Genomic DNA, 420 nt, shown 5'->3' with positions numbered 1-420 from the left:
ATCAACAGCCAACAACGTACCGCGGTAGCACAAGCTCAAGGCTTTTTCAAAAATGAGATTGTGCCTGTCACTATTCCACAGCGTAAAGGTGATGCTTTGCTTGTGGATACAGATGAACATCCACGTGCATCAACCACTTTAGCTGCACTGACAAAACTTAAAGGTGTGGTCAAAGCTGATGGTACGGTCACGGCGGGCAATGCGTCTGGGATTAATGATGGTGCAGCGGCGTTATTGATCGCCTCAGATGAAGCTGTAGAAAAATACCAATTAAAACCACGTGGCAAAATTATTGCAGCAACCACGGTAGGTGTTGAACCACGAATTATGGGCTTTGCACCCGCGCCTGCAATCAAGAAACTGCTTAAACAAGCTGATCTTAGTTTAGCGCAAATGGATGTGATTGAGCTGAATGAAGCC

General features: G+C 46.0%; 1 pseudogene. It reads left to right on the top strand.

Features of this window, described 5'->3' with window-relative positions:
• A pseudogene (locus GJV03_RS21355) lies at window positions 1–420 on the top strand (acetyl-CoA C-acyltransferase); the annotation flags it as partial.

Source organism: Acinetobacter sp. RIT698 (assembly GCF_009668065.1).
GTDB classification, from domain to species: Bacteria; Pseudomonadota; Gammaproteobacteria; order Pseudomonadales; family Moraxellaceae; genus Acinetobacter; species Acinetobacter guillouiae.
The sequence above is the reverse complement of the archived record's forward strand: the minus strand, read 5'-3'. Positions and strand labels throughout refer to the sequence as shown.